The organism is Pseudomonas paraeruginosa (genome assembly GCF_003025345.2).
Lineage (GTDB): Bacteria > Pseudomonadota > Gammaproteobacteria > Pseudomonadales > Pseudomonadaceae > Pseudomonas > Pseudomonas paraeruginosa.
In genome coordinates, this window is the sequence record NZ_CP020561.2 from 1 (window position 1) to 21,164 (window position 21,164).

Annotated in this window: 36 protein-coding genes; 30 read left to right on the forward strand and 6 right to left on the reverse strand. The window is 58.5% G+C overall.

Features of this window, described 5'->3' with window-relative positions:
* Nucleotides 1-28 precede the first annotated feature (28 nt).
* The 28 genes from B7D75_RS28960 (at nt 29) to B7D75_RS29090 (ending at nt 16,027) form a co-directional block, all read left to right on the forward strand.
* The gene (locus B7D75_RS28960) at nt 29-673 is read left to right on the forward strand and encodes an AAA family ATPase (protein ID WP_033952083.1); all 645 of its coding nucleotides are present in this window, start codon (nt 29-31) and stop codon (nt 671-673) included.
* Nucleotides 666-995: a ribbon-helix-helix domain-containing protein gene (locus tag B7D75_RS28965; protein WP_199861117.1), complete on the forward strand. Its 330-nt coding sequence runs from the start codon at nt 666-668 to the stop codon at nt 993-995. Before B7D75_RS28960 ends, B7D75_RS28965 begins: the two co-directional genes overlap by 8 nt.
* Nucleotides 996-1,201: 206 nt before the next feature.
* Entirely contained in the window at nt 1,202-1,465 is a 264-nt protein-coding gene (locus tag B7D75_RS28970) for a hypothetical protein (protein WP_033952081.1), read from the forward strand.
* 1,953 nt (nt 1,466-3,418) lie between these two features.
* A complete protein-coding gene (locus B7D75_RS28975; protein WP_107114694.1) occupies nt 3,419-4,933 on the forward strand; it encodes a cell division protein ZapB in 1,515 nt (504 codons plus the stop codon).
* A gap of 1,193 nt (nt 4,934-6,126) precedes the next feature.
* Nucleotides 6,127-6,513, forward strand: a complete 387-nt coding sequence (locus B7D75_RS29450) for a hypothetical protein (protein ID WP_033949800.1) — start codon at nt 6,127-6,129, stop codon at nt 6,511-6,513.
* 21 nt (nt 6,514-6,534) lie between these two features.
* Nucleotides 6,535-6,762: a hypothetical protein gene (locus tag B7D75_RS28995; RefSeq protein ID WP_033949799.1), complete on the forward strand. Its 228-nt coding sequence runs from the start codon at nt 6,535-6,537 to the stop codon at nt 6,760-6,762.
* Nucleotides 6,763-6,875: 113 nt separating this feature from the next.
* A complete protein-coding gene (locus B7D75_RS29000) occupies nt 6,876-7,166 on the forward strand; it encodes a TrfB-related DNA-binding protein (protein ID WP_033949796.1) in 291 nt (96 codons plus the stop codon).
* Nucleotides 7,167-7,186: 20 nt separating this feature from the next.
* Nucleotides 7,187-7,531, forward strand: a complete 345-nt coding sequence (locus B7D75_RS29005) for a hypothetical protein (protein ID WP_042165496.1) — start codon at nt 7,187-7,189, stop codon at nt 7,529-7,531.
* A gap of 233 nt (nt 7,532-7,764) precedes the next feature.
* On the forward strand, nt 7,765-8,022 hold the full coding sequence (locus B7D75_RS29010; RefSeq protein WP_033870625.1) for a PapB/FocB family fimbrial expression transcriptional regulator: 258 nt from the start codon (nt 7,765-7,767) through the stop codon (nt 8,020-8,022).
* Between the two features lie 76 nt (nt 8,023-8,098).
* Nucleotides 8,099-8,320, forward strand: coding sequence for a hypothetical protein (locus tag B7D75_RS29015; protein ID WP_058130760.1), 222 nt, complete (start codon nt 8,099-8,101; stop codon nt 8,318-8,320).
* Nucleotides 8,321-8,396: 76 nt separating this feature from the next.
* Complete coding sequence (locus B7D75_RS29455) at nt 8,397-8,582, forward strand: hypothetical protein (protein WP_073655361.1); 186 nt, start codon at nt 8,397-8,399, stop codon at nt 8,580-8,582.
* Nucleotides 8,583-8,597: 15 nt separating this feature from the next.
* Nucleotides 8,598-9,080 carry a hypothetical protein gene (locus tag B7D75_RS29020; protein ID WP_042165505.1) on the forward strand — a complete coding sequence of 161 codons (483 nt, stop codon included), beginning with the start codon at nt 8,598-8,600 and terminating at the stop codon, nt 9,078-9,080.
* Between the two features lie 377 nt (nt 9,081-9,457).
* A complete protein-coding gene (locus B7D75_RS29025; protein ID WP_033949781.1) occupies nt 9,458-9,646 on the forward strand; it encodes a hypothetical protein in 189 nt (62 codons plus the stop codon).
* A 28-nt stretch (nt 9,647-9,674) separates the two neighbouring features.
* Nucleotides 9,675-9,869: a hypothetical protein gene (locus B7D75_RS29460; protein WP_033949778.1), complete on the forward strand. Its 195-nt coding sequence runs from the start codon at nt 9,675-9,677 to the stop codon at nt 9,867-9,869.
* A gap of 166 nt (nt 9,870-10,035) precedes the next feature.
* Nucleotides 10,036-11,091 carry a DNA-binding protein gene (locus B7D75_RS29030; RefSeq protein WP_162600471.1) on the forward strand — a complete coding sequence of 352 codons (1,056 nt, stop codon included), beginning with the start codon at nt 10,036-10,038 and terminating at the stop codon, nt 11,089-11,091.
* Nucleotides 11,092-11,183: 92 nt separating this feature from the next.
* Nucleotides 11,184-11,393, forward strand: coding sequence for a HEAT repeat domain-containing protein (locus B7D75_RS29035; RefSeq protein ID WP_107114697.1), 210 nt, complete (start codon nt 11,184-11,186; stop codon nt 11,391-11,393).
* A 31-nt stretch (nt 11,394-11,424) separates the two neighbouring features.
* Entirely contained in the window at nt 11,425-11,664 is a 240-nt protein-coding gene (locus tag B7D75_RS29040) for a hypothetical protein (protein WP_033981010.1), read from the forward strand.
* 51 nt (nt 11,665-11,715) lie between these two features.
* Nucleotides 11,716-11,970, forward strand: a complete 255-nt coding sequence (locus B7D75_RS29045) for a hypothetical protein (RefSeq protein WP_033981009.1) — start codon at nt 11,716-11,718, stop codon at nt 11,968-11,970.
* Between the two features lie 40 nt (nt 11,971-12,010).
* Complete coding sequence (locus tag B7D75_RS29050) at nt 12,011-12,250, forward strand: hypothetical protein (protein WP_033981006.1); 240 nt, start codon at nt 12,011-12,013, stop codon at nt 12,248-12,250.
* A gap of 257 nt (nt 12,251-12,507) precedes the next feature.
* Nucleotides 12,508-12,750 (forward strand): hypothetical protein, encoded by a 243-nt coding sequence (locus B7D75_RS29055; RefSeq protein ID WP_003142927.1) that lies wholly within the window; start codon nt 12,508-12,510, stop codon nt 12,748-12,750.
* Nucleotides 12,751-12,782: 32 nt separating this feature from the next.
* Nucleotides 12,783-13,316: a hypothetical protein gene (locus B7D75_RS29060; RefSeq protein WP_033949763.1), complete on the forward strand. Its 534-nt coding sequence runs from the start codon at nt 12,783-12,785 to the stop codon at nt 13,314-13,316.
* Nucleotides 13,317-13,417: 101 nt separating this feature from the next.
* Nucleotides 13,418-14,092: an SOS response-associated peptidase gene (locus tag B7D75_RS29065; RefSeq protein WP_107114698.1), complete on the forward strand. Its 675-nt coding sequence runs from the start codon at nt 13,418-13,420 to the stop codon at nt 14,090-14,092.
* Between the two features lie 109 nt (nt 14,093-14,201).
* Nucleotides 14,202-14,366, forward strand: coding sequence for a hypothetical protein (locus tag B7D75_RS29650; RefSeq protein WP_012613788.1), 165 nt, complete (start codon nt 14,202-14,204; stop codon nt 14,364-14,366).
* Complete coding sequence (gene acrF3 / locus B7D75_RS29070) at nt 14,363-14,782, forward strand: anti-CRISPR protein AcrF3 (protein WP_107114699.1); 420 nt, start codon at nt 14,363-14,365, stop codon at nt 14,780-14,782. Before B7D75_RS29650 ends, acrF3 begins: the two co-directional genes overlap by 4 nt.
* A complete protein-coding gene (acrF, locus tag B7D75_RS29075; protein WP_107114700.1) occupies nt 14,779-15,018 on the forward strand; it encodes an anti-CRISPR protein in 240 nt (79 codons plus the stop codon). Before acrF3 ends, acrF begins: the two co-directional genes overlap by 4 nt.
* Nucleotides 15,015-15,218, forward strand: coding sequence for a helix-turn-helix domain-containing protein (locus B7D75_RS29080; protein WP_044727395.1), 204 nt, complete (start codon nt 15,015-15,017; stop codon nt 15,216-15,218). Before acrF ends, B7D75_RS29080 begins: the two co-directional genes overlap by 4 nt.
* A 223-nt stretch (nt 15,219-15,441) precedes the next feature.
* A complete protein-coding gene (locus tag B7D75_RS29085) occupies nt 15,442-15,720 on the forward strand; it encodes a type II toxin-antitoxin system RelE/ParE family toxin (protein ID WP_003142937.1) in 279 nt (92 codons plus the stop codon).
* Nucleotides 15,721-15,730: 10 nt separating this feature from the next.
* Nucleotides 15,731-16,027: a HigA family addiction module antitoxin gene (locus tag B7D75_RS29090; protein WP_034018021.1), complete on the forward strand. Its 297-nt coding sequence runs from the start codon at nt 15,731-15,733 to the stop codon at nt 16,025-16,027.
* A 60-nt stretch (nt 16,028-16,087) separates the two neighbouring features.
* On the opposite strand, the gene B7D75_RS29095 is transcribed toward B7D75_RS29090, so the two are convergent.
* The 5 genes from B7D75_RS29095 to B7D75_RS29115 form a co-directional block, all read right to left on the reverse strand.
* Nucleotides 16,088-16,450: a histone-like nucleoid-structuring protein, MvaT/MvaU family gene (locus B7D75_RS29095; RefSeq protein WP_033949742.1), complete on the reverse strand. Its 363-nt coding sequence runs from the start codon at nt 16,448-16,450 to the stop codon at nt 16,088-16,090.
* Between the two features lie 4 nt (nt 16,451-16,454).
* On the reverse strand, nt 16,455-16,997 hold the full coding sequence (locus B7D75_RS29100; protein WP_033949740.1) for a hypothetical protein: 543 nt from the start codon (nt 16,995-16,997) through the stop codon (nt 16,455-16,457).
* A 39-nt stretch (nt 16,998-17,036) separates the two neighbouring features.
* Entirely contained in the window at nt 17,037-17,447 is a 411-nt protein-coding gene (locus B7D75_RS29105; RefSeq protein ID WP_003142942.1) for a hypothetical protein, read from the reverse strand.
* A 44-nt stretch (nt 17,448-17,491) separates the two neighbouring features.
* Nucleotides 17,492-17,779, reverse strand: coding sequence for a hypothetical protein (locus B7D75_RS29880; RefSeq protein WP_071577158.1), 288 nt, complete (start codon nt 17,777-17,779; stop codon nt 17,492-17,494).
* Between the two features lie 102 nt (nt 17,780-17,881).
* Nucleotides 17,882-18,697 (reverse strand): LuxR C-terminal-related transcriptional regulator, encoded by an 816-nt coding sequence (locus B7D75_RS29115; RefSeq protein WP_033946079.1) that lies wholly within the window; start codon nt 18,695-18,697, stop codon nt 17,882-17,884.
* A 131-nt stretch (nt 18,698-18,828) separates the two neighbouring features.
* Between B7D75_RS29115 and B7D75_RS29120 the strand changes: the two genes are divergently transcribed.
* Complete coding sequence (locus B7D75_RS29120) at nt 18,829-19,932, forward strand: polyamine ABC transporter substrate-binding protein (RefSeq protein WP_107114701.1); 1,104 nt, start codon at nt 18,829-18,831, stop codon at nt 19,930-19,932.
* A 27-nt stretch (nt 19,933-19,959) separates the two neighbouring features.
* Here B7D75_RS29120 and B7D75_RS29125 read toward each other — a convergent pair whose 3' ends face one another.
* Entirely contained in the window at nt 19,960-20,307 is a 348-nt protein-coding gene (locus tag B7D75_RS29125; RefSeq protein WP_107114702.1) for a helix-turn-helix domain-containing protein, read from the reverse strand.
* Between the two features lie 267 nt (nt 20,308-20,574).
* On the opposite strand from B7D75_RS29125, the gene B7D75_RS29130 reads away from it, so the two are divergent.
* Nucleotides 20,575-21,081 (forward strand): transcription termination/antitermination NusG family protein, encoded by a 507-nt coding sequence (locus B7D75_RS29130; RefSeq protein WP_031667928.1) that lies wholly within the window; start codon nt 20,575-20,577, stop codon nt 21,079-21,081.
* The last annotated feature ends 83 nt before the right edge of the window (nt 21,082-21,164 follow it).

Here is a 21,164-nt window from a genome sequence, read left to right on the forward strand (position 1 = left end):
CAACCTTACACGCTTACATGGAGGCGTCATGATCGTCATTGTCGGTGGCAACAAAGGCGGATCGGGGAAGACTACGACCGTTCTGAATCTTGCTGTGGCTCTTGCCCGCCGGGAAGGCAAAGAGGTTTGCTTGGTCGATGCGGATCCTCAGCGCTCAAGTGCAAAGTGGCACGCAGAGCGTGAGGAGTCGCAGATTCTGCCGGCGATCACTCTGGTAGAGAAGCGCGAGAACATCGCAAGCACGCTCAAAACTTTGGACGCAAAATTCGACTATGTGTTAGTTGACGTAGCGGGCCGTAACTCGATTGAACTTATCTCAGGTGCAACCGTTGCGGACGTCATCATCGCTCCCCATCAGTGCAGCCAGCTAGACCTCGACACCATGGAGGAACTCCAGGAGCAGTTTGAGCGGGTGCGAGTGCTTAATCCCGAACTTCGCGTGCTTGCCTACCACAGCATGGCGAGCACCAATCCAGCCGTCAAAGAGACGGAACGAAAGGAGTTTTTAAACTACCTGCAGGAGTTCCCATCGATCGAGAGTCTTGAGGCTGTGGGCTTCTACAGGAAGGCGTACCGGGATGCGATCTCGAATGGTCAATCGGTACTGGAGGGCGACAACGCTCAGGCCGCTGCTGAAATCGCACAACTCGCCAAGGAGGTGTTCGGTGGCTAAACCGCGTAGCCAAACTGCCGCTGCTAAGAAAGCCGGTGTTGAGCAGCCGGCTATCGCAGACAGCATGAACACCAAACCTGCTAAGCAGACCCCTGCCCCCGCCGAAATCGAGGCTCTGGCGCGAGAGCTGGCGGGGCGCCCATATGGTTCGAAGCAGCCGGCTAAGCAGAAGGCGAAGCCTGTCACCATCAGTTTGCCGCCTTCAATGATTGAGCAACTGGAGGATGCTGCGCTTAGGAATAAGCGGGAGAAAGGAGACCTCAAGACTGTGTCTGCTATCGTGCGCGACGCTCTCGAGGCCAAAGGATATATTTCTTCGTAATTCACTATTACCAATTGCCAATCCATAATTATGAATTGGCAATTGGTTCTTCCAGGCAGGCCGCAATGGCCGAGTTTTGAAGGTTGTAAGCTCTCTTTTGTCTTGCGTGGTTGATTCAAACCATGTTTCTGAGTAGCACTTATTTGCGTTTTTCTGAAAAGCCGCATAGTCTTTCGCCAATTTGCCGGCGGTAGGCAGGTGCTTTCATGCCAAAAGACATATCGGAAATGCGCATTCTCTTTGAGCGGGGATCCGTCAAAGAGGCTGTTGTCGTGCCTGCTCCTGAATCATTTGGCAGTGGCTGGGTCCTGGGCGCCGTGTACTTCAACGGTGATCTGGAACTGGTGAGCCACGCCAGAAATCACGAAAAACTCAAGATATACAAGACGTTGGAAGCCGTTCATGCAGATATGCAGCGAGTGGGTTTCCCGGAAGCGAGGTTGAAACTAGCGAAAGAAGATCACGCTTAGACGACAAAGCCCCGGTTTGGCGACCGGGGCTTTGGAAAACAACCTTCTTGGCTGGGGAGCCGGAGAAGGGGGATTGGATCGAGGAATCCATATTGGGGAACCGTCATTATGGACGGCGCCACGGACCCGTGCAAGCACGGGAAAGTGCCGGCCATCGGCTCCCCTGCTGCTTGCTGCTTCAATGGGGAGAACGGAATCAGTGGCACGACCATATGTTCAGCGAACAAATCATGGTGGCAACTTCTGTGGCCACCAGCCAGACGCACCGAGGCTGGACCTCATCCGTCCAACCACCGACAAAAACAGACCTGGAATCCTGCGGCAGCTCCAGGAACGAGTTCGCCGTTACTACAGATCCCCCACCGTCATCCCGGATCTCCGCAATGCCAACCGTAGCCGTAAAGGTCGGCAGCAACGCAGCGAGCGCCGGGAAGCCTGCCTGTTGCTCCTAACCTCGATCATCGAACACACGGATCTCGTATCGCTGCGTTGTGGCGTTCCTACGTCCGGCGGCTTCTTGTCGTTGACGCTTGACTACCTCACACAGTGGACCGGATTGCATCCCCGCCGAGCTGAGCGCGCTATGGCTGATCTGAAGCGTGCGAATCTGCTCACGGTCAGTCAGCCACGACAACTGAACGAAGATGGCTCCTGGCGTGGGCTTGCTGCTGTGAAGGCTGTTAGCAAGCATCTTTTCGCTGCGTTCGGCCTCGGCCGTCGTTTGGGCTATGAACGCGATCGAGCATCGAAACGGCTTGCGAAGAAAATCGCTGTCCGTGGGGAACACTCACTGGTTGGGCACGTAATGTCGCCCTGCTGGTCGGCGGATTAGGCAAGAAGCCAGGCCGTGCATTCCGCTCCCCGGCCGCTGCTGGGCCAACAGGGGTGTCGCATGGAATGGACTCTGCGACCTACGCATCTGCACGGATGCAACTGCTCATCGACCTGATGACTAGGCACCCGGGCATGCCTAGGGACGATCTGTACGCAGAAGCTGAGCGGATCCTCCAAGAACGATTAACCAAGTCCATTCGCGCCTAGGCCGGCCCCGGCAGGCCGCCCCTCGCCCTTACGCCGCAGCCGATCATTTTTTGATCACTCAAACCTTCCCTCCCCTCCTTTTTCTCTCCCCCCGCAGCTCTGCTACAGGCTTTTACAGCCCTCTGTCGAACATAGAAATAGTTAAGTGTCGGGACTAAGGAAATTAAGTGTCGGTCATTAACCAGATGGTTTAAAAGAGACAGAAGAAGGTGCTGCTAAGCAGCACCAATGATGCCTCGGCAAGCCGAGATACTGTTTATGCAGGGGAAACCCCTGCAAGAGCAAAGAATGCTCCCCATCGTCGCGCTAAAGCGCGAGGGGCCCCACCAGATTCCAGTCCTCTGCACACAACGCAAGAGCTAGCGCCCTTCCAGTCGCTGCAAGCCGACAAAGCCTTTACCTCACTGAAATCCGGTGCAACGGCTTTTCGCTCCTTCAGCGCGCTGCCTACGGCCGTCGCTACGCTCCGATGCTGAACAGGTGATGGGGTGGACGAGGCCTAGAATCTGCCTTCAGGGCCCCCTTCTATCTCTCTGGTGACTGAAACGATCGAGTGGAGAGGGCATGGACGGGGGTGAGCTTACGACTCATCCGCGGGATCCTAGATGCCTTCCCACGGTGGACAAATCCACAACACTAGGTCATCTGCGCCGCCGGCGCCGATGGGCATCTACTGGAAGTCCTCGAGGTTGAGGTGCCTCACCAGCTGCACTCCGGCCGTACCGGGCGGATCCATGCCACCAGGCCGGCGCCGATGGTCATCTCCTGGAGGTGATTGAGGCCGATATGCTCATCAGGGGTGGCGCTACCCACCAACACATAATTGTTAATTATGAATTCATATTTATTGACTTCAATTGCGTTTGTGCATAGCATTCTTGTGAATTCATAATTATTAATTGTGAGGTGTGTATGAACAAGCCCCGCAAGAAGAAAGGCCAGCACCTGGAGCGGGAAGAGGACCCCGAGTTCCTGGCCCTAGTCGCCGGCCTGCCGGATGATGTCGAGGCCATGCATGCACGGGCAGGCGTGGTGCGGGCCATCTACAACGATGCGGTCATCGCCGCGGACGACTCTGCGCGCCGGTGCGCCGCCCTTGAGCATGACGCGATTGTGTTCAAGCTCAATGGCTGCACGTTCTTTGGGTGTCGTGGAGACGACTCCAGGCCAGGTCGGGTACTCGATGCGATGTTCGCCGCCGAGCCTGGCCAGGTTCCCCATTGGGGGCAGGGTGGCGAATTCTTGGTTGAGGTTGATGGCGTGCGGGTGTTGGTCAAATACGACTGCGAGGGGCTGCGCTCGGCGCCCGGTTTCGATGCGACGGCTGTTGACTTCGACAAGCCGTTTATCAGTTCTACCGGCTACCGTAGTGTCTATATGACTGTCGGTGATCACCTGGGACGCAGCCTTGAGCAGGCGGTACGCGCCGAGATTTCCGCTCAGATCGAAGCCAAAGGCTTGAGGCCGATCACGAAAGAAGACTTGCGCTGGATCAAGAAGCGCCCGCAGTGGCTGGCCGAAGCGCTGGACGGCGTGACGCGTGACGGCCAACTGGTGATGTTCGGTGACTCACCCGCCCCGAGAAGGCCGCTGAGCGGCGCCGAACGGCAGAAACGCCGCCGCGAAAAACTCAAGAAGTTGCGCGAACTGGAAGGGCTCAAACCGTATAACTTGGATCTCGTCGAGCGGCGTCACCTGCTGGAGGCGTGCGATTTCTGGTTTGCCTTCCGTGGTTGTGCCCTGGATCTGTCCGAGGCGCCGAAGGTGGCGGCGTTGTATGAGCGTCTTTTCGCTGATCTACCTGAGTTTGACGCGGCTGCAATAGGGCGTAGCCAGGATGCGAAGGTGCTGAGAGATCAGTGGCAAGAAGAACTGCGCCGGCGGCTTGCCGACTTCAAGGAACAGTATGCCTTGGCCCAGCATTTCCGCGCCGAAGCCGAGCGTTTGCGTGACGGCGCGGAGTCGCCTGCCCCGCTGGTGCTGGCTGACCTGCATTACCTTTGGCAGGCGGTCGACGCCTTGGAGACTTTGCGCATTGATCAGGGGATGCTTGATAACGTCGAAATTCGCGAGCGCCTGGGGCGGGTGTTCGGCTCCACGCCCTGGTTCGCCCGGGACGGTCTTGGCCAGCTGGGTCATAGCCCCGACGTATACATTGTACTGGACTACCAGAAGAAGGAGGCTGCCCGCGCTTTTGACACGGCAGCGCAACTGCGCCGCCAGTTGGATGAGCTAAAAGCGCAGCGGGCGAAGCTGGCAGAGCGGCTTCGCGGACTGGAGCGCGAGAACGCCCAGATTGTCGCTGAACGTGGTAAGGCGTTCCGGGCGGTTGAAGTATTACAAGCCCGGTTGAAGCTTCATGGGATCGACGGTGACTATCATGAATCCGATGAGGACCGTCGGAGGGTCACAGGAATTGCCGATTAGCGATAAGACTTCATATTTACGAATTCATAATTCGTAAATATGAAATATTAACGTCTTGCTGCGTCACGTAATGCCCTCTTACAACAGCCGCTGACGTTCGGCTGCCATAACGCCCTTCAGTAGGTGAAGGGCGCAAAGTTCGCCGCCCACGGTCTCGCGCCATGACTGGTGGATACTGCTATACAGGCCATCTATCTCTGCGATGACGCGGCGGTATCTGGCGACTTCGAGAGTCAGCCGGCGCACGTCGGGGTCAGGGTAGGCTTCCCATATCCGCCGCAGCTCAGCAAGCGTGATGGGCTTGAACGGTGGTAGGGAGGAGGGCATGGCATTACCTTTGTATGTACGAATGTACAGTATTTTGGCACTGCCACACCTACTCGAATAGGGCAATTCGTCACTTCGGGGACAGATGTTTGCCGAAGACGTGTGTTGCTATCCTTCATCGCGATTAATGGCGCCCAGGATCACCAAGGGGTTCAAAGGATTACGGATTCACGCCGTGTTGGAGGGAACATGAAGAGACTCACGCTCGATGATGTGATTTGCCCTGTCTGTTGCGTGTTGCTGCCCTTGGACAACGACGGTTGCCCTGAATGTGGTCATCAGGATCAGCTGCAGGGTCGAATCCCCCGATTCGTGCCTATTCCGATCGATTGCACTACCCAGGCATGAGGGCGCTCATCGGCCGCCTGCAGGAGCAGGCTGAGGTCGCCTCCCAGGAGGTGACAGAGGAGGTGCTCAGGCGGGAATGCGTCGACCTGGTGAAGGCTGGGAATGTAGTAGCTGCCGTGCGCCGCTATCGTCACGCCACCGGTTGCGGCTTGCCTCAGGCCAGGCGACAACTCGGCCTCACCTGGCCCTCGCTGCTAGACGTTGATCCTGCGGATCCTGACTTCCTTGTCGACCGTCCAGGGGTGATTAAGTAGGCCAATTCGTCACTTCAGAGACCGCACTTGGATATCCGCGGGCGCTGAAGACCTGGCACCTTCGGTCCCCGAAGTGACGAATCGGGACTTTCTTTTAATGAACCCTGTATAAATAAATAGTTTATAAAGGGTTGATTTTCTCCGGTGCTAATCGCACACTTCTCTTGCACTTGGCGCCCGGCTCGGCCGGGCCCTTCAACCCCCTCGGAAACAGCGGCTGCAACCGCTCCGAAGGGCTCTGCGATGCGAACGGAGATATGTCCCATGAGTGAGTCAAACCTTGTGCTGAGCTGTCGTCACCTGTCGACCCTGCTGCGCTATGTCTACCCTAGCGATCGACTTACCTGTGCGCTTGAACTTCAGCAGATCCAGCAGGATGGCCAACTCCTGCGCGAAGAAAACATCCGCTCTGTGCGGTTCCGCTCCAGGGGCCTGGACTATGACGAAGGGCACTGCATCCCATTCGTCTTCGACGGCCAGGCCGAGTCGGTTTCTGCGCTGGAACTGCTGAAGCTTGCCGATACGTACCATCGGAATTCATGTGATGCACCGGGCTACTACAAGTCGCGGGCCTACGAACTGCTGTCCCGGATCCGCGAGGCGGCTATCGAGGATCTACCTGGTTTCAAGGAAGCCCCAGGCTGGGTGTAGAGCGGGGCAGGGGAGGAGGTGATGAGCTGGGTTGAGCAAGCGGCACCGATTGTCCACGAGGTCATTCGACGTGTCGGTCGATCAGACCTGAAGGCGTTGCGCCGGGAGTTCAGGAAAGCCTATCCGTTCGGTCCTCGGACGAATGCTCCTTACAAGGCCTGGCTGTCGGAGATTCGCCGGCAGCTGGGTCACCCCCTGAACCTGCCAAAGTGTGACCCGGAGGATCCGCAGATGGAGTTTGAGTTTTGACCGTGACGTGCCCGATAAAGGCGAGGCCCACAAACGCTGCAACGCTTGTGGGCCCCTGTTTTGCTCTGCGAACTGAGCGACGTCAGTATAACAGCCGTGGAGCGAATGGAACGATGCCAGAACGTTACACCCTGGAGCACTGGGAGAAGTGCCTGCCGGCGATGAAACGCCTACACCCCGACACCCTGGCGATCGCCCGGAGCGTGTACGTGGATGGCGTGAAGCCGGTCGAAGTCGCGCGGCAAACTGGACGCAGCGCGCAGAACGTCAACTCAGCGCTGAAGCGTGTAGAACCGTACTTGCAGAAAGGCGCCGCAGGCCTTGTTTTCGTCGGTGTCTGGTTACCGCCAGAGCTGGCTGAACAAGTCAAGCAAATGGCAGCACAGTATGAGCAAAACGACTGATCCCGAGGAGGTTTTCCCCCATGGATGATTCATCTTCCAAACCCTTTTTCATCACTTTGTTGGCCGGGGGCGCTCTTCTACTGGCTGGAATCGCTATAGGCGTGGTCGGCACGACAGCGGCTGTAAAAAGTGAATGGCTTGTGCTTGGCCGGTCGAGCGCTGAGAGCCAGTCCATTTCAGCTCCGAAGCTGGAGTATGAAGAGAACCAGGGGGTGGATTCGATCCTCTGCATTGACGGCCGTGCGTACAAAGTGCGCCTCGGCACTCAGGAACTCATGCACAGGCTGGAGGAGCTTCCACGTACTCAAAGCATTAGGCAATACCAGCTCAAACCCATCCCCTGCGCAGCTCTTCATAAATCGTGAGTCTGAACGATGAACGTAGGATTCTACAGCGATCGTGGCCAGCTGCTGGACGAGTCCAGGATCTCATGCAGCCGTGCGGAGTATCACCTTGAGGACCTGGCCCGCGAGGCTCAGGACTTGGCGAATGAGTGCCGTTGCTCAGTTGTGGCGTGGATCCGCAACGAAGACGGCGAACCGATGTACCGCCTCGGTATCGAGGCGGATCCACGAACAGATACAGGACACGTAGCCCCATGAAACCTGGAACCGCCAAAGACTCCTTTCTAACCCCAGGAGAAGTCGACCCGCGGCATTTTGAACTGCTCTTGGAAGGCACTTCTATCCGAGCGCAGCCGTTGATCGATGCGCTTCGCGAACACCTGGTCAATGGCGTAAAGGCCAGTGAGGCCTGGACGAAGTATGGAGTGAACATGAGCCAGTTCTCGCGGCGCCTAGCGGTGCTGCGAAAAGAAAGTCAGCGTGCAGCCGAGTTAAGTAGATTTTACCTTTAATGGTAAATTTAGGTTGTTAAGTTTTACCTTAAAAGGTAAAATATCCTCATTGAAACAAACCAATGAGGAGTTGCACATGGCCGCTTATACCGTCACCTGGACCATTGATGTTGAAGTCGATGGGGATCATAAGGACGCTGCGCAGTTCGTTGCCGACAGCTATTTCCAGGAGCACATTGCCGCAGGAGAGCAGGACAGCGCTTGCAGCTTTGTCGTCGTAGCCGAAACGGATCAGCACCAGGTCGATATCGACCTCGCCGATAGTCTTTCGGACCTTGACGGTGATGACACCGAGTGACCCTCTCGCCCAGCTTACGCTGGGCGAACCGTCCTGCGGTACGGGGCAAGCAACGGAACAATATTAGGAAAATAGGATGAACAAAGAATCGAAGCCTGTGGCGGCAGAAGCAGAGACACCGCCTCGCAAACACCCTTTCCAACAGATGCTGCCAGAACTGGCGGTCTGGTGCCTCCTCGCCTTCGGCGTCGTGGGCAGCCTGCTGCTTTGGATGCACATCATATGGGTGCACATCATTCCTCGCGCTGTAGGAGCGAACTGAAAGGAATCCGCACCGATGGCCAAGAAAGAAGAAGGTGGCGCCGAGTTCGTCGCGCGCGATTATGTGTATACAGGCCGCCGCCTGCTGAAGAGCGGCAAAATGGGTGCCGAAGTGATTGTGGTCGTCAACGGCGCCCTGGGCGAACGCATGCTGTTTGAATACCGTGCCCTGAAGGGCAAAGCGGTTGGCGGTATCTACCGGGGCGCGAGCTTTTCAGATGAACAGGTGCGCAAGCTGGGCGAAGCCACCTACCAAGGCCAATGGTCGGACGATCTGGCCCGTATCGACTGGCGTTCACGCGACGAAGCCGCCGAAGCCGAGCAGCGTACCGACAAGCTGGAGGCCGACGCCAAGCGCTTCCACGAAATCGAAGAGCTGCTGTTGCCGTTGCGCAAGCTGTACGCCAGCTATTCGCAGCGCCATGACTACGGCGGAAAGGAAGCACTAGAAGCCGCCGTGTTGCGTGCCTTGCGCCGTCGGCCGGCAAAGACTGCGTGACCGTCACGAATCGAAAGGAACCCGCCCTGCCACTCCGAGGGGCACCCACCGAACAGCCGGCACTGCCGGCGGGAGCCATGTGATGACTACTCCTTCAGCCGTGACGGGCGCCGGTCTTCGACTGACTGAGCGTGTTGACCAGGCGCTCCAACAGTATCGTTTGGGGCTGATCACCGCTCAGGAGCGACAAGCTCAGATCGATAAGGCGTTCGCCATCTATCGCGCCGGCGTGAACGCGACGACGCCCAGGGCGAGCCGCCGGCGCCGACGTAACCGCCCGTGTGTTTCCTCGCATAACGGATAGAGGTAGAAGGGAACCCGCCCCGCGTTCGAGGGCACCCACCCAAGCGCCGGCGTTGCCGGCAGGATCTGACCCCATGGAACGAGAACTGAGCTTCAATGAGTGGCTGGACGAGGGCGAGCGGCGCGAGGCGTTGCGCGACATTTACCACGAGGACCAGATAGGCCCTGGAAGTGATTTCACCGAATGGGCCAGGATCATCTACCGGATTCGTAAGGAGCCCGCCGAGCGTACCAAGTGCCCGCGCCGCTGGCCGTATGTGTGACCGTCACGCCCTGAAAGGAACTCACCCCATGACGCTGATAGACCCCCGCAAGCTGCCACCGCTCACTGCCGATTGGTACGGCATGGGTCGGGAGGCATTCATTGCTGGCCTGGCTCTGGATATGTGTCCGCGCAGCGAAGGAGAGGCTGCCTCGCGGTCCTGGGTTGAGGGCTGGCATGCGGCCGAGGGGGACAACCTCAACCTGGGTGAAGAAGGGCCGTGACGCATCACGGCGGCGCCTACCAAACCGAAGAAACCGGCTGATGGCCGGTTTTTTTGTGCCTGTTAACGGGCTGGGGCGGGGATCCCGTTCGTCGGACGGCAGTATCATAATAATAATAATTAAATTATTATTCTTATTATTGAAAATACCTCGACCAGGGGGATATATGACGGAACAAATCAGCAACGAAACGGAAATACGGGCGCGTATCTTCAAAGAAGCTGACCGTCTCTATGACGAGCTGGGCCGTGAGCGCTTCCCGCCGGTGCCGGATGTGCGCCGGGCGGCGCGGGCGGATATGAACACGGTCACGCGGGTCATGAAGGAATGGCGGCAGTTGCAGACCGCGAAGCCCGAGCTTGTGCAGGTTGAGTTGCCCCCGGCCTTGCATCAGGCCGCCTTGGGCTTGGGCGCGGCCCTCTGGACCGAGGCGCTGGAGCTGGCCAATGCCAATCTGCGCAAAGCCGAGGCAGACTGGGCGCAAGAGCGCGAGGATATGGAGAGCACCCGGGTCGAGCTTTCCCAGTTGTACGAGGAACAGCAGGGCGAGCTGGAGCGGCTTCAGCAGGAGAAGGAAGGTGTCCAGCGCCGCCTAGAGGAACAGGACGCCCTGCTGGCCGAACTGCGGCATGAGCTGGGACATGAAACCACGCGGGCGGACACGGCCGAGGCCCGTACCGAGGAAATCACCCAGCGGGTGGAGGACCTGAAGGGCGAGCTTCAGCGGGCCCGGGACGAGGCAACCGACTTGCGTAATGAGCTGTCGGCGGCTCGTCAGAGTCACCAGGCCGAACTGGAGCAGGTGAAGGCGGTGGCGGCCGAAGCGATCGACCGCGCGAAGGCGGAGTTGGCCGAGGCGAAGGGGAGGACAGACGCCCAACTGGAAGGGATTGCGGCTCGCGCCGAGGATCTCCAGCAGCGCCTGGATGCGGCACAGAAAGAGGTGTTCCGGCTTCAGGCTGCCGACGAACTGGCTCAGGAGCAGCGCAAGCGCGCCGCAGCCGAAGCGAACACCCAGGCGCAGCGTTTTACCAAGGTGCAGGCCGAGCGGGACGAGGCTCGGAAGCAGGCTCAAGACGCTGGGCTTCGAGCAGCACGCGTCGAGGGTGAGCTTGAAAGTCTGCGGGAAAGCAATGCCCAGCTGCTGGCCCACGTTGGGGCATCCGCGGCGAAGTCGCCGGCAAAAGGCAGGAGCAAGCCCAACAAGCCAGAAGGCCAGTAGATGGGTCAGTGACTGACCGGCTTGAACCGTCCGCCCCTCTATTGCACGTAGGGGCGCAACATCACGCAACACGTACAGATCGAGGAAACCGCATGGAGAAGAACGACGCAGTGGACACCCTGATTGCCGCGATGACCGATAGTCGCCTTCCGGTGCCGGTCAGGATCGGTGCCGCGCGAGGCCTGGCGCATATTGGCAGTGCCCAGGTGCGTGCCGAACTGGTGAAGGTGATGACGAACCAACTATCCCCTATGGATCTGCGGGCCGCCGCTGCTGAAGCGCTGGGGCAGGCCTCGGCCTGATAACGCCTACCGATCGAAAGGAACCCACCCCATGACGCTGATAACCCCCCGCAAGCTGCCGCCGCTGACTGACGAGCAGGTGCGCGCCGGCGCGCGGCCTGGCGAAACCTGGGCCGAGGCGCGGCGCCGATTGGAGGCGCTGAACGTGGCGTGCCCGGCGCCCCAGGTGGATGAACACCCAGGAGCTGACTACACGCTGGCGGGTCCGGTTGACGAGTGCGAGGGGCTGGATGGCAGGCCCATCGAATGGGAGCCCGGGGAGCTGGGGTAGCCCGGTTTGCCCAACGGATAGAAAGGAACCTGCCCAAACATGAGTACGACCATGACCCAACTGGAACAAGCCCTGATCGCCCAGGCCCGCGCGGCCCAGGCGCGGACGGCCCGATATCTGTGGCAAACCACGGCCGGCCAGACTCCCGACGATGACCGGGAAGAATTCCTGATGCAGCACGGGGCCCTGACCGCTCTGCTGTCCCTGGCGCATGAGAAGGCCAGCGGCCTGACGCCGGAGGCGGTGGAGCAGCTGTGTCAGATCGAGGCGGCCGATGCGCAGGCCAACCGGGCCACGCGCGGCTGACTGCGCATTGCGCATAACGGATAGAAAGGAACCCGCCCCTATGTGCCCGAGTGATATCCCGCAAGCCGCCCCGGCCGCCCGGCCTAGGAACCCAGCGATTGGCTGCGCCCGGCACTTCGTCTGCGCCGGCTGCGGCAAGACCGCCAAGACGACCAAGGCGCGGCCGTCGAAGGTGCTGTGCTGGCGGTGCCGCGACAATTTCGCGCGCGCAGCCCGCGAGCAGGAGGCGGCCGAAGCACTGGCCGCCCAGGCGCCGGTGAAGCCCGCGAACTTCTCATAACGGGCAGATTGTTAAATCACCCCCCTCGCTAAGCCAGGTCCTGGTCGCCAGATGCTTAACCCCCGGCGACCACACCCCCTTACACTGGCCTACCAGAACCCCCTACACTGGCGGCCGCGCGAACCTACCCCCGTTCACCCCCTGGAGTTCCCCATGACCGACCTCGAGGATTCCCCCCACGACGGCCAGCGGCTCGACGCGATCCGCCGCGCCCTCGGCCTGGCCGCCGGCGTCACGCCGAAGGAGGTACGTCGCTGATGCGCGAGTCGATCACCGAAGACGCCCTGCAGGCGCTGATCGCCGCCGGCGGCGCCCGCGATACCCTGGTCACCCGCGGCCCGGGCGGGGAGGGCTGGCAGCTGCTGGTGCGCTACGCCGGCGGTGGCCACCACTACCCGTTACGCTCACGCCGCGAACCGCTGCGCGTGTTCGCCTCGCTCACCCAGCTGGAGCGCTACGCCACCAAGATCGGCCTGCGCGAATTCCGCGTCGAGCTGTAGTCCTACCCCGCAACCCAAGGAGATCGCCCCCAATGGACGGCTACGAACACCCCACCCGCAACGCCACCCCGCACCAGGTCTACCGCCTGTCCTGGCTGGCCTACGTCGGCCCGGTCCTGCTGTTCCTGGTCCTGTGCGCCGGCGCGCTGGCCCTCGGCTGGTGGACGCTGCACAAGGCGCCGAGCGAACAGGCCTACCAGCTCGGCCTGGCGGCCAGTGCCGGCGTCCTGCTCATCGCCCTGGCACTGTTCGTCTACAAGCTCCTCTACCTGCGCAGCGTCCACCTCTACACCGACGACGTGGGCGTCTGGCTCTACCAGGGCATCCTGCCCTGGCGCCGTGGCTACCGCGGGGTAAAGTGGCGCGACATCGAGGACGCGATGTACTTCACCGGCTTCATCAGCTGGGCCCTGCGCTCCTACACCGTGCGCATCGGCCACCGCTTCACCAAGACCAGCGAGATCCTGGTCAGCCACCTGGCCCGGGGCAACAAGGCGGTCGAGCACATCAACCAGCTGCACCAGGCCCTGCTACGCGCCGAGCCGGCAGTCGACGAGCGGACGTGACGGTCACGCCGGCGAGCCACGCAAGCACAAGCCCCGCATGAGCGGGGCTTTTTGTTCATCATCTACCCTTACCCAGTGCCCATCTACCACCGGAGTGAGCGATGTGTGGCAGGCTTTCGCAGTACACAGGGCTTCATGAGTTCGTCGACGCACTGTCGATGCCCAACGCGCTGGTCAACCTCGTCGGCGAGCAGCCCGAGCGCTACAACGTCGCGCCATCGACGGCCGTGACGACGCTACGGCTCGAAGGCGATGCCCTGGTCGCCCAGGCCATTCGCTGGGGCTGGAGGCCGTTCTGGGCCCGTGATCGCGCGGCGCCGATCAACGCCAGGGTCGAGAAAGTGGCGCATGGACGCTTCTTCAGCGCCGCGTGGCGCCATCGCGCGCTTTGCCCCGTTTCAGGCTGGTTCGAGTGGGTGGCCGAGGGCGGGCCGCGGAAACAGCCGTATCACATCCAGCACGCCGACGGCTCACCGATCCTCTGCGCCGCCATCGGCCAGTTCCCGGGCCTCGATGATGAGCCGGCCGAACAGCATGGATTCGTGATCATCACCGCGGACTCTGCCGGCGGCATGGTCGATATTCACGACCGGAGACCGGTCGTGCTCCCACCCGACCTGGCCCGCGAGTGGCTTGACCCGGCGACGCCGCCAGAGCGCGCGGAACAAATCGTGCTGCACCAGGGCGAACCAGCCGAGGCGTTCACCTGGTACGCGGTCAGCCGCGACGTCGGCAACGTGCGCAACCAGGGCGCCTACCTGATCGAGCCTGCGTAGTAGAAAACCCGACAAAAGGAACAATGTTCCTATTTACATAGAGGAACATTGTTCCTATTATGTGAGCCATGCCGGCCACAACGGCGAGGCGCCAAGAAGGATCGAAGCCATGAGCACCCAACATACCTACGAAGAAATCGCTGAAGACTTCCGTCTCTGGGGCGAGTACATGGACCCCAACGCAGAAATGACCGAAGAGGAATTCCAGGCCCTCTCCACCGATGAGAAGGTCGCTATGCAGGTCGAAGCATTTGGCATGGAAGGTGAGCAATGAGCAGCACCATTTCAGATCGCATCGTCGCCCGCTCGGTTATTGATGCGGCTCGATTCATCCAGTCCTGGGAGGATGCGGACCCCGACAACCTGACTGAAAGCCAGGTTCTAGCCGCTTCTGGTTTCGCCGCCAGGCTCCATGAGGGGCTCCAGGCTACCGTCCTGCAACGGCTGGTGGACGAGTTCAATCATGAAGAGTATCGCGAGTTCAAGGCGTGGGAAGAGGCGCTGCTCAACGCAGATGGGCGGGTCGCGAGCAGCCCGTTTGCCGATTGGGGATGGTGGTATCGCATCGCCAACGTGATGCTGGCCACTGCCTCGCAGAACGTAGGTGTCACCTGGGGAAGCCGCGTCCATGGGCGTTTAATGGCTATTTTTCAGGACAAGTTCAAGCAGCGGTATGAGGAACAGGCATGAGCCGACCAACAGTCGTTACTGTGACGGAGACCTCCAGGAATCCGGGAAGCTACGAGGTCAACGTAGAGCGGGATGGCAAAATGGTCGCCGGCCGGACCCGCGCGGGAAGCGATCCCGGCGCAGCTGCGGCGAAGGCCATGCAAATGGCCATGGAGTGGGGGAATCCGAACTACGTCATTCTCGGTAGCAACAAGGTTCTTGCGTTCATACCGGAACAACTGCGGGTGAAAATGTGAAACCTGATGCCTCTAAACACAATCCAGACCCGCGCTACCTGCGCGGGCTGTACGAGCGAGCCGGCCTGAAGCAGGAAGAAGCTGCCAGGCGGATCGGAATCACCGCCCGCGCGCTGAGGAATTACGTCAGCGAAACCGCCGGCAGAGAGGCGCCGTATCCCGTTCAGTTCGCGCTTGAGTGCCTGGCCAGCGAGAGCTAGCCAGCAGGTAGCGCAGGCAGGGCGCTCCCCGCGCCCCGGGCGCCTCGCTCACCCAGCTCAAGCGCTATGCCACCAAGATTGGCCTACGCCTATCTATGCCCCAGGGTAGGGCCGCCACCGTGTCGGCGGGCATTACTTCCAGGAGTGCAGCATCGGGGGCATTGTAAACAGTCTATTAACGAGTTATGCTTAACTCCCGTTAACAGGTTGTTTACACTTAACGATGATTATCTCCTTCCGACACAAGGGTCTGGAAGTCTTCTTCAAGACGGGCAAGACCAAAGGGATCCAGGCGGCACACGCCCCGCGCCTACGCCGCCAACTGCTCGCCCTGAGCGAAGCGAACAATCCCGGCGACATGAATCAGGTCGGCTGGAGACTCCACTCCCTGAAGGGGGATCTTGCCGGGTACTGGTCCGTCCGCGTTTCCGGCAATTGGCGGCTGACATTCCGCTTCGTTGGCGAGGATGTTGAGCTGGTCGACTACCAGGACTACCACTGAGGGTCTACATATGGGTATGCACAACCCGCCGCATCCTGCGGAAATCCTGCGCGAGGACGTGCTCCCCGAGCTGGATATCACTATCACGGACTTCGCCAAGGCCCTGGGCTATTCGCGGGTCCAACTGTCGAAGGTGCTCAATGGGCACGCCTCGATCACGTCGGACCTGGCTGTGCGCCTTGAGCGTGCCGGCATCGGCCAGGCCCGCCACTGGTTGGCCATGCAGGCGGCCTATGAGCTATGGCATGCAGAGCAGCGCGCTCAGCCGAAGGTGCCGCGTCTGTACGATGCCCACATTGCGGCGTGACCGTCACGCCGGCATAAAAAAGCCCCGCTTCGGCGGGGCTTTTCCGTTGGGGCCGGTCTATCAGGCCTGCAACCAGGCATTGACGGTATCGGCGCCGTACTGCTCTTTCCAGGCCTTCAGCACCCGGTGATTGCCGCCCTTGGTTTCCACCACCTCGCCGGTTTCCGGGTTGCGGTAGACCTTCACCGACCGCGGCCGGCGGATCGAGGAGGCCTGGCCGGCAGGCCGGTTCGCGACGGCGCTGGGATCGAGGATCTCGATGATGTTGCGCAGGCTCATGCCGTACTTCTTCATGAGCTTTTCCAGTTCATCGCGGAACTCCAGCTCCTTTTTCAGGCTGCTGTCGGCCTTGAGCTTCTCCAGCAGCTGCATTTGTTCCTGGAGTTTGCGTTCCGCTTCCCGGAAGGCGGCGAGCTTGGACATTGTTCTATTCCTTTGTTGGGATTTTATAGCCCACTCGGTTCAGTAGTTCCCGCGCACTATCGACCGAGAGAGGTTCACGGTTCTGGTCATCCAGTTCAGTGTAAAAACGGGCACAGCCCCCCAGGACATGGCCGCTCCAGTAGGAATAGGTCTTTTCGCCCGTAATCCATTGCAGGATGCGTCCGGTTGTCGTGTCGCTAGGAGTGCAATTGTAGGGGTTTCCTTTGGCGATGTAATCGTCGAAGTCAAGGTGGATCGGCAGTTTCATGCCTTCAAGCGTGGTAGACAAGTCGAGGATGACGTAAAAATTGATATAGTCCAGCCGTATCCCTCGTAGGTCATTCTCTAGAATTCGATTGAGAACAATGTTTCGACCTTCGTCCGTATTATACAGACTTGTACCCATGTAATCGTTCTGTCTGTCGGACTGTACGACGACTATATTGGCGACTGGAAAAGACTTTTCAGGGCTAAGAAAAATTCCGTATTGCGCAGACGATGGCGCACTACTCACGCCAGGGAAGTAGATATTTTTAAGTTGTCCCATGTGTTCCTCCTAAAGTCAGGAAACGTCTGTACGAATGGATCACCCCATGAAAGCGAAGACCTGGATTATTTCCTGCGGAGCCCTGCCGGTCATCACTAGGAATTTCCGCCACACCCCGTAAGGGATGGTTCTCGCACCGCTTTTATACTCCCGGATACGTCGGTCACTGGTCAGGCCAAGCAGCGCCGCCAACTTGGCGTCGGTATTGTAATCAGAAAAGTGTGCCTGGAAGTGACGGAAGTAGGCGCAGATAACATCCGGGTGCGGGGCTTCCCAGCCTTCATGCTCGCGCAACAGGTGCGCCCGGCTGTAGGCCTGTTCGTCGACCTCAGACTGCGACGGGAGGCGCGGAGCGTCGAGGTTGGCCCTCAGTTGTTTGATTCCATCCTGCGTGGCCTGCTCGAAGATGGCGCGCTGCTGCTCAGATATGCTCGGTAACTCGATTCTCATGCTTTGCTCCGCTAGTTGAGAGTAGGGGGCCTTTCGGCCCCGTCTCACCGTGGTGACAGCTCGATCTGGCGAACGTCTGAAACACGGATGTTGACTAGGCTCAGCGTTCCGGTTGCTATCGTCTTCCAGTAACCGACCTGGTGGATATGGACCAGGGCGTAAAAGAGATAGTCGGGGAGGAGTATGTCTATTCGGTTTACCCGGATTCCGATATGTTCTGGATTGAACTCTCGAACCGGCTCACCGCATCGCTCCGCTGAGCCCCGCCGAACTAACCAGAAATGCGCCTCGGGGTAGTTCGTTCGGATTGTCGCAACATCTGAAAGTCTCATCTCGTTCCCCGGTGGCAACGACTAGCCCCCTCGGGGTGAGTGGCTTTCTGCGTGCCACCAACAAGACTTATATTAGGCGCATTGCGCCTATATGTAAATGTTTTATGTTTGAGAAACTATGTTTCCGACAGACGGCATATCTTTCAGGAGCAAGGCAAATAGTTCGGAGTGAGAACTTACGTTCAACTTGGCGTAGACGTGACGCCGGTGAACTTTGGTTGTCGATACGGATATTGCGAGCTTGTCAGCTATTTCCTTATTTGACTTACCCTCTAGCATCAGATTCAAGACCTGGGATTCACGCCCTGTCAGTGGTGCGACAAGAGCGTTCAGCACAGAGCTGTCGACTCTGAGCGATGGGCTACTGTCGTCTTGTAGGCTTTCCTCGAAGTGGAGCCGCTTGCTCATGAGGGAAAGCACCCAAGGGCGAATGATCTCAAGAAACGCAATGTTCTCGGCGGTATACTTCGCCTCGCTTCCCAGCGACAGGCAAAGCGTGCGGCGCTCATCAATAGGGATGTTATATTGCATTTCATCGCATACCACATGCGTCTCGAAGTACTCTATGTAGTATCGACTCTTATTAAATGCGGGCGTCACGATATCTCGAAGATAGATCGTCCGAGGGCCGGGTGCAGAGCGTGAGGCGGCATAGAACGGATCGATGCGATAGTAACCGGTTATGTATTTGCCAATTAAATGGTTGGGCTTCCTTTCGTCTTTTTCCTCTTCTTCCTCCTCGGCGTAGAAAAGTATCACTGGTGTGGAGTCACTAAATACCAGAGAAACCCAGTTATCGACCTGCACGAACTCCCGTACCGTTTCCACCAGTACCAACCAAAAGTCTGGCTGGTCCAGGTGGTCGAGCAGGTTCCCAAGCGAGCGCTGCCAAGCTATGTCCTTCAAGCTGATTTCCATTTCACTACTCCCAGGGGACTAGGTAATCCGGTCAATAGAAATGACCTTCCAGTGAGAATAATATCGGCAGTGAATGAGGGAAAAATCTAGCGATACCTATTAATTCTAGCAGTTTAACTAATGGGGTATTTATGAAAGGGATTGCTGCACTTGCCTTGTCTATCGCCTTCACCGCCGGCTCTGCCGGCGTGTCGGCTGATCAACGTCAGGAGAGGAGTGTTCACTTCTATAACTGGATCGATTTCATCGCCCCAGGCGTGACCGGCGATTTTCAGAAAGAGACGGGCGTGAAAGTCATTTCCGGCACTTTCGATAGTGGTGAGTTCGCACAAGGCAAGCTCTTGGCCGGGCGGTCCGGTTACGATGTAGTGGTGATCACGTCCAACCTGCTGCCCAACCTGATCAAGGCGGGGGTGCTCCAGGAGCTGGAGCACCAGGACTTGAAAGAGTGGTCCAACCTGGACCCCCAGGTGATGAAGAACCTCAGTGCCACGGATCCCGGGAACCGATACGCGGTTCCCTACCTGTGGGGCACCACGGGCATAGCCTACGATGCAGAAAAGGTGCGCCAGTACCTGGGCGCTGATGCGCCGACCAACTCATGGGATCTGATTTTCAAGGAAGAGAACATTTCGAAGCTCTCGAAGTGTGGGGTGGCGATGCTCGACTCTTCCACTGAGATTCTTTCTATCGCATTGAACTACCTTGGGCTCCCCTACAACAGCCAGAATCCTGCCGACTATGAGAAAGCACAAGCACTGATTCTGAAAGTGCGTCCTTATATTCGATACTTCGACTCGTCTAAGCTGACAGCCGACCTCACCAACGGAAATATTTGTGTTTCTGTGGGGTGGCAGGGTACGGCCTATCTTGCAAGAAACGCCAATAAGAGCGGAAAAGTCCACCGGGAGATTGGATATAGCATTCCTAAAGAGGGCTCCCTTGTTTGGATAGAGAATATGGTGCTACTCAAAGATGCGCCGCATCCCGAAGAGGGAAGGAAGTTTATAAACTTCATGATCAAGCCTGACGTGATAGCGAAGTCTTCGAGCTATATCGGCTATCCAAATGGGAACAGGGAGTCCTTCCAGTACGTGGAAAAAACAGTCAGGGAAGATCCCGCTGTGTATTTCGACGATGAAACCATGAAGCGGCTGTTCCCCCTGGAAACTCTGCCACTGAAGGCCGAGCGGGTCAGAACGCGGGTGTGGAACCGGATCAAGAGCGGGCTGTAGAGCATCCAGATCGGCCGCTTGGCTGGCCTAGGATTTTTTCCTGTCCAAGAGGAAAGAGTCGGCCAGGCGGTTGAGCTGTTCCAGGGCAGTGGTGGATTCGATTTTGAGCGCTTTCTCGGCCAGATCCCGGCGGAGGGCGATGAGGCGCTCCCTGTCGAGGTCCTGGTCAACGGGAAGCAGTTCGCCTGGGGTTACGTTCAGGGCGCGGGCGATCTTGAGGAGCTGCTCCACGCTCGGGGTGTTGATGCCGCGCTCATATCGGCTGATTAGGACCGTCTCACAGTCGATTCTGTAGGCAAGGTCCGCCTGAGTGAGGGAGCGAGCCTTTCTGAGCGCTTGAAGACGGGCACCGATGGACTTTCGGAGGTTGTCCATGATCTCTCCAGAAAATCCAAGGTTTTCATGTGGTTGTCTCCTCATAAAAGCACAATGTTATCTATTAGGTAAAAAGTGTTTACTTTTGAGGAAAATTCTCTACCATTCCCACTAGCAAAACTCTCTTGCATCGAGAGTTCGAGCGAATGTAACCTTTAGAAACACTGTATGCATGTACAGTGTTTCGGCTCCAGAATGCCGTACCAGATTCGACCCCCAGACGGGTCGGGTTTTGGAGGAGCGTGCCCGAAAAGGGAGGATTTTAGAGTGCGCAATTGGTACCTGATGACCCATAACCGCAATGCGCTGGAGTGGGTTACGAGCAAGGTGGAGGCTCTGGATGTTGAGCTGTACGCACCGACGCGAACGGAGCTTCGTCGCAGGGTAGATCGCCCCTCCCAACGAAAGACGACGCGACAGCTCTTCCCCGGCTATCTGTTCCTTCGCTTCGACCCTGAAGTGGTCCACACAACGACGATCACGGATATAGCCGGTGTGCAAGGGTTCGTTCGGTTTGGTGGTGCGCCTTATGTGATTTCGGACTCAGTGATTGAAACATTGAAGGAAACACTGCTGCTTCGCACAGATAAGGGGCTCGATGTAGTCGAGTACAGAAATCTGCCATCCGAGTTCGAAAAGTCGCTCCGACTAATTGTGCTGATGCAAGATGATGAGCGCCGTAAGGTTGCTTTTTATGCGTTGCTTCAGCAGCAAGATTTGTGGCGACGCTTGGAAAGTAAGAAGCAGTCACGCCTTTGTAGTGCAATCGCCTAGCTCTCATCGGCGTTTCCAATAAACCCATCGCAGAACCGGTCGTTAGGCATAACAGCCTTTCGGCTGGTTTTGCTATTTCAAGG

Excerpts from the sequence above, each read along its gene's own strand:
- B7D75_RS28960 (WP_033952083.1), top strand. The coding sequence starts at position 29 with ATGATCGTCATTGTCGGTGGCAACAAAGGCGGATCGGGGAAGACTACG.
- B7D75_RS28970 (WP_033952081.1), top strand. The coding sequence starts at position 1,202 with ATGCCAAAAGACATATCGGAAATGCGCATTCTCTTTGAGCGGGGATCC.
- B7D75_RS28975 (WP_107114694.1), top strand. The coding sequence starts at position 3,419 with ATGAACAAGCCCCGCAAGAAGAAAGGCCAGCACCTGGAGCGGGAAGAG.
- B7D75_RS29450 (WP_033949800.1), top strand. The coding sequence starts at position 6,127 with ATGAGTGAGTCAAACCTTGTGCTGAGCTGTCGTCACCTGTCGACCCTG.
- B7D75_RS28995 (WP_033949799.1), top strand. The coding sequence starts at position 6,535 with ATGAGCTGGGTTGAGCAAGCGGCACCGATTGTCCACGAGGTCATTCGA.
- B7D75_RS29000 (WP_033949796.1), top strand. The coding sequence starts at position 6,876 with ATGCCAGAACGTTACACCCTGGAGCACTGGGAGAAGTGCCTGCCGGCG.
- B7D75_RS29005 (WP_042165496.1), top strand. The coding sequence starts at position 7,187 with ATGGATGATTCATCTTCCAAACCCTTTTTCATCACTTTGTTGGCCGGG.
- B7D75_RS29010 (WP_033870625.1), top strand. The coding sequence starts at position 7,765 with ATGAAACCTGGAACCGCCAAAGACTCCTTTCTAACCCCAGGAGAAGTC.
- B7D75_RS29015 (WP_058130760.1), top strand. The coding sequence starts at position 8,099 with ATGGCCGCTTATACCGTCACCTGGACCATTGATGTTGAAGTCGATGGG.
- B7D75_RS29455 (WP_073655361.1), top strand. The coding sequence starts at position 8,397 with ATGAACAAAGAATCGAAGCCTGTGGCGGCAGAAGCAGAGACACCGCCT.
- B7D75_RS29020 (WP_042165505.1), top strand. The coding sequence starts at position 8,598 with ATGGCCAAGAAAGAAGAAGGTGGCGCCGAGTTCGTCGCGCGCGATTAT.
- B7D75_RS29025 (WP_033949781.1), top strand. The coding sequence starts at position 9,458 with ATGGAACGAGAACTGAGCTTCAATGAGTGGCTGGACGAGGGCGAGCGG.
- B7D75_RS29460 (WP_033949778.1), top strand. The coding sequence starts at position 9,675 with ATGACGCTGATAGACCCCCGCAAGCTGCCACCGCTCACTGCCGATTGG.
- B7D75_RS29030 (WP_162600471.1), top strand. The coding sequence starts at position 10,036 with ATGACGGAACAAATCAGCAACGAAACGGAAATACGGGCGCGTATCTTC.
- B7D75_RS29035 (WP_107114697.1), top strand. The coding sequence starts at position 11,184 with ATGGAGAAGAACGACGCAGTGGACACCCTGATTGCCGCGATGACCGAT.
- B7D75_RS29040 (WP_033981010.1), top strand. The coding sequence starts at position 11,425 with ATGACGCTGATAACCCCCCGCAAGCTGCCGCCGCTGACTGACGAGCAG.
- B7D75_RS29045 (WP_033981009.1), top strand. The coding sequence starts at position 11,716 with ATGACCCAACTGGAACAAGCCCTGATCGCCCAGGCCCGCGCGGCCCAG.
- B7D75_RS29050 (WP_033981006.1), top strand. The coding sequence starts at position 12,011 with ATGTGCCCGAGTGATATCCCGCAAGCCGCCCCGGCCGCCCGGCCTAGG.
- B7D75_RS29055 (WP_003142927.1), top strand. The coding sequence starts at position 12,508 with ATGCGCGAGTCGATCACCGAAGACGCCCTGCAGGCGCTGATCGCCGCC.
- B7D75_RS29060 (WP_033949763.1), top strand. The coding sequence starts at position 12,783 with ATGGACGGCTACGAACACCCCACCCGCAACGCCACCCCGCACCAGGTC.
- B7D75_RS29065 (WP_107114698.1), top strand. The coding sequence starts at position 13,418 with ATGTGTGGCAGGCTTTCGCAGTACACAGGGCTTCATGAGTTCGTCGAC.
- B7D75_RS29650 (WP_012613788.1), top strand. The coding sequence starts at position 14,202 with ATGAGCACCCAACATACCTACGAAGAAATCGCTGAAGACTTCCGTCTC.
- acrF3 (WP_107114699.1), top strand. The coding sequence starts at position 14,363 with ATGAGCAGCACCATTTCAGATCGCATCGTCGCCCGCTCGGTTATTGAT.
- acrF (WP_107114700.1), top strand. The coding sequence starts at position 14,779 with ATGAGCCGACCAACAGTCGTTACTGTGACGGAGACCTCCAGGAATCCG.
- B7D75_RS29085 (WP_003142937.1), top strand. The coding sequence starts at position 15,442 with ATGATTATCTCCTTCCGACACAAGGGTCTGGAAGTCTTCTTCAAGACG.
- B7D75_RS29090 (WP_034018021.1), top strand. The coding sequence starts at position 15,731 with ATGGGTATGCACAACCCGCCGCATCCTGCGGAAATCCTGCGCGAGGAC.
- B7D75_RS29095 (WP_033949742.1), bottom strand. The coding sequence starts at position 16,450 with ATGTCCAAGCTCGCCGCCTTCCGGGAAGCGGAACGCAAACTCCAGGAA.
- B7D75_RS29100 (WP_033949740.1), bottom strand. The coding sequence starts at position 16,997 with ATGGGACAACTTAAAAATATCTACTTCCCTGGCGTGAGTAGTGCGCCA.
- B7D75_RS29105 (WP_003142942.1), bottom strand. The coding sequence starts at position 17,447 with ATGAGAATCGAGTTACCGAGCATATCTGAGCAGCAGCGCGCCATCTTC.
- B7D75_RS29880 (WP_071577158.1), bottom strand. The coding sequence starts at position 17,779 with ATGAGACTTTCAGATGTTGCGACAATCCGAACGAACTACCCCGAGGCG.
- B7D75_RS29115 (WP_033946079.1), bottom strand. The coding sequence starts at position 18,697 with ATGGAAATCAGCTTGAAGGACATAGCTTGGCAGCGCTCGCTTGGGAAC.
- B7D75_RS29120 (WP_107114701.1), top strand. The coding sequence starts at position 18,829 with ATGAAAGGGATTGCTGCACTTGCCTTGTCTATCGCCTTCACCGCCGGC.
- B7D75_RS29125 (WP_107114702.1), bottom strand. The coding sequence starts at position 20,307 with ATGGACAACCTCCGAAAGTCCATCGGTGCCCGTCTTCAAGCGCTCAGA.